Raw genomic sequence first — 3,943 nt, forward strand, 5'->3', positions numbered from 1 at the left:
TGGTTGCGGGGGTAGGATTTGAACCTACGACCTTCAGGTTATGAGCCTGACGAGCTACCGGGCTGCTCCACCCCGCGACGTTTTCGGAATTGCCAGTTTTTTGGTCTGGCGAGGTTTCCGCGACCTATGGCGTTTTGTCGGGCGATCGTTTTTTTGTCGAGGCCCGTGCCCGCTCCGGAGGGTGTCTGGATTGGGCATTTATCGTTTTCGAGAGATACGTTGATGTGTCTTTCTAGGTTTGGCGGTGACCTACTCTCCCACGTCTTGAGACGCAGTACCATTGGCGCTACGGCACTTAACGGCCGGGTTCGGAATGGATCCGGGTGTTTTGCTCGTGCTATGACCACCAAACCGAGGAAGACACATCGTCCAAGTCAAGGGGGTTGTATGCCTTGACGGTCCAGTCTTGCTGTTACTGGATCAAATCAAGCCTATCGGGCCATTAGTACCGGTCAACTGAACGCATTGCTGCGCTTACATCTCCGGCCTATCGACGTGGTGGTCTACCACGGCCCTCGGGGATACCTTGTTTTGAGGGGGGCTTCCCGCTTAGATGCCTTCAGCGGTTATCCTTTCCGATCATAGCTACCCTGCACTGCTGCTGGCGCAACAACAGGTCCACCAGTGGATCGTTCACCCCGGTCCTCTCGTACTAGGGGCAACTCCTCTCAAGTATCCTACACCCACGGCAGATAGGGACCGAACTGTCTCACGACGTTCTAAACCCAGCTCACGTACCTCTTTAAACGGCGAACAGCCGTACCCTTGGGACCTGCTCCAGCCCCAGGATGAGATGAGCCGACATCGAGGTGCCAAACACTGCCGTCGATATGGACTCTTGGGCAGTATCAGCCTGTTATCCCCGGCGTACCTTTTATCCGTTGAGCGATGGCCCTTCCACGCGGGACCACCGGATCACTATGGCCGTCTTTCGACTCTGCTCGACTTGTCAGTCTCGCAGTCAGGCTGGCTTCTGCCATTGCACTCAACGAGCGATTTCCGACCGCTCTGAGCCAACCTTCGCGCGCCTCCGTTACTCTTTAGGAGGCGACCGCCCCAGTCAAACTACCCGCCACACAGGGTCCCGGATCCGGATAACGGACCGCGGTTAGACATCAAGAGTGCGAAGGGTGGTATCTCAAGGATGGCTCCACCGGAACTGGCGTCCCGGGTTCGAAGCCTACCACCTATCCTGCACATCGCAATCCTGATGCCAGTGTGAAGCTGTAGTAAAGGTGCACGGGGTCTTTCCGTCTAACCGCGGGAAGCCTGCATCTTGACAGGCAATTCAATTTCGCTGAGTCGATGTTGGAGACAGCGGGGAAGTCGTTACGCCATTCGTGCAGGTCGGAACTTACCCGACAAGGAATTTCGCTACCTTAGGACCGTTATAGTTACGGCCGCCGTTTACCGGGGCTTCAATTCGGTGCTCTCACACCTCCTTTTAACCTTCCGGCACCGGGCAGGCGTCAGACCCTATACGTCGTCTTGCGACTTCGCAGAGCCCTGTGTTTTTAGTAAACAGTCGCCACCCCCTGGTTTGTGCCCCCAGCCAATACTTGCGTAGAAACTGGGCCTCCTTCTCGCGAACTTACGGAGGTATTTTGCCGAGTTCCTTCAACATCGTTCTCTCAAGCGCCTTGGTATGCTCTACCAGTCCACCTGTGTCGGTTTAGGGTACGATCTCACGGAGGTGCTATTTCCAGGAACCGGTTGGCGGCCCGCCCAATCCGATAAGGGCGAACAACGTTTCCGATCCGTCACATCCTCCTGGCCCAGGAATATTAACCTGGTTCCCATCGACTACGCCTTTCGGCCTCGCCTTAGGGGTCGGCTTACCCTGCTCAGATTAGCTTTAAGCAGGAACCCTTGGACTTTCGGCGACAGGGTCTCTCACCCTGTTTGTCGCTACTCATGTCATCATTCTCACTAGTGATCTCTCCACCGGATCGCTCACGCGCCGGCTTCACTGAAAGCCTCTCTCCTCCAAGGCGGGCGAACCCGCTAAGGAGGAATGAGACTATGTCACACTACGCTCTGCTACCATGCACTATGTGCATCCTAAGCTTCGGCTCATGGCTTGAGCCCCGTTACATCTTCGCCGCAAGACAGCTTATTTAGACCAGTGAGCTGTTACGCTATCTTTAAAGGATGGCTGCTTCTAAGCCAACCTCCTGGTTGTTTTGGCCGTCTCACCTGCTTTCCCACTTAGCCATGAATTGGGGGCCTTAGCTGTAGGTCAGGGTTGTTTCCCTCTCCACAACGGACGTTAGCATCCGCTGTGTGTCTGCCATCTAGTACTCCCCGGTATTCGGAGTTTGGTTAGGATCAGTAAGCCTGTGGGGCCCCATTACCCATCCAGTGCTCTACCCCCGGGGGTATTCGGATGACGCTCTACCTAAATAGATTTCGCAGAGAACCAGCTATCTCCGAGTTTGATTGGCCTTTCACCCCTAGGCACAACTCATCCCGACCTTTTTCAACAGGTGTGGGTTCGGCCCTCCAGTTGGTGTTACCCAACCTTCAGCCTGGTCATGCCTAGATCACTCGGTTTCGGGTCTGATCCCACGAACTCATGCGCCCTATTAAGACTCGCTTTCGCTGCGCCTACACCTATCGGCTTAAGCTTGCTCGTGAGACCAAGTCGATGACCCATTATACAAAAGGTACGCCGTCACACCGCAAGGGTGCTCCGACTGTTTGTAGGCGTTCGGTTTCAGGTACTGTTTCACTCCCCTCGTCGGGGTGCTTTTCACCTTTCCCTCACGGTACTGGTTCGCTATCGGTCAGTAAGGAGTACTTAGCCTTCGGGGGTGGTCCCCCGATCTTCGAACAGGATTTCACGTGTCCCGCCCTACTTGATACGTCCCATCGAGCTTCCCGTACGGGGCTGTCACCCGCTATGGCCTGCTTTTCCAAACAGTTCCGGTCACTCTCAAGGCTCGGCTGGTCCCCGTTCGCTCGCCGCTACTAGGGGAGTCTCTGTTGATGTCCTTTCCTCCGGGTACTTAGATGTTTCAGTTCCCCGGGTTTGCTCTTTTAACCCTATGTATTCAGGTCAAAAGTACCTGTCTCACACGCTTATTTTGCCCTACCGCCTCCCGGCTACTTGAGGGCGAACCCCGCATAGCTTCGAAACAGCAGAATAAATAAGAGTGTGTCAGGTGGGTTGCCCCATTCGGAAATCCATGGATCAAGGCCTATTCTCGGCTCCCCATGGCTTATCGCAGAGTATCACGTCCTTCATCGCCTCTTACTGCCAAGGCATCCACCAAACGCCCTTCTCGCGCTTGATTTGATCCAGAAAGAGCAAGACTTGCTCATCGTGTCCTACCGCCTTGCGGCTACTTGAGGACATGATCGTGCCCTACCGCCTTGCGGCGACGGAACACACAAACAATCTCACGGCACGTGCAAGCTGGTTCAAGCAACACGCGCCCTCTTTCCGGTCAAAAGCATACTTTCCCTGAGACCCGCAAAGGGCCTCGTTGGTTAGTGTACTTGACTTGGACAACACCGCCGATTTCGACCCGCATACGCAAAAGCTGCCTGAGGAAGGCGTGCAAATGCGCTTGCCGGACCCTTGATGGGGCCGGCACGGACCGAGATGTCGCCCCTACTCGGGCAACACCGGACGGTGTCGTTATGTATCTCTCTAAACGATGTCAATCTTCGTGTCCTACCGCCTTGCGGCTACTTGAGGACATGATCGTGTCCTACCGCCTTGCGGCTACTTGAGGACGTTTCGTCCGATTGGACGGCCAAACACTGACTACAGCGCTTGGCGGTCAAATCGGAAATGGTGGAGCCTAGGAGGATCGAACTCCTGACCTCCTGAATGCAAATCAGGCGCTCTCCCAGCTGAGCTAAGGCCCCATCTTGGGTGGCCTACCGCCTATTCGGCTACTTGAGGCCATTATATCCGGCCTACCGCCTATTCGGC

The 3,943-nt window shown here is 55.3% G+C and carries 2 tRNA genes and 2 rRNA genes; all 4 read right to left on the minus strand.

The window, feature by feature from the left end:
• Nucleotides 1–77 (minus strand) — tRNA-Met (locus G568_RS0117505).
• Nucleotides 78–236: 159 nt separating this feature from the next.
• A 5S ribosomal RNA gene (gene rrf, locus G568_RS0117510) occupies nt 237–351 on the minus strand.
• A gap of 70 nt (nt 352–421) precedes the next feature.
• A 23S ribosomal RNA gene (locus tag G568_RS0117515) occupies nt 422–3,296 on the minus strand.
• Nucleotides 3,297–3,800: 504 nt separating this feature from the next.
• Nucleotides 3,801–3,876: transfer RNA gene (locus tag G568_RS0117525), tRNA-Ala, on the minus strand.
• Between the last annotated feature and the right edge of the window lie 67 nt (nt 3,877–3,943).

Origin of the sequence: Sediminimonas qiaohouensis DSM 21189 (assembly GCF_000423645.1) — a bacterium.
GTDB classification, from domain to species: Bacteria; Pseudomonadota; Alphaproteobacteria; order Rhodobacterales; family Rhodobacteraceae; genus Sediminimonas; species Sediminimonas qiaohouensis.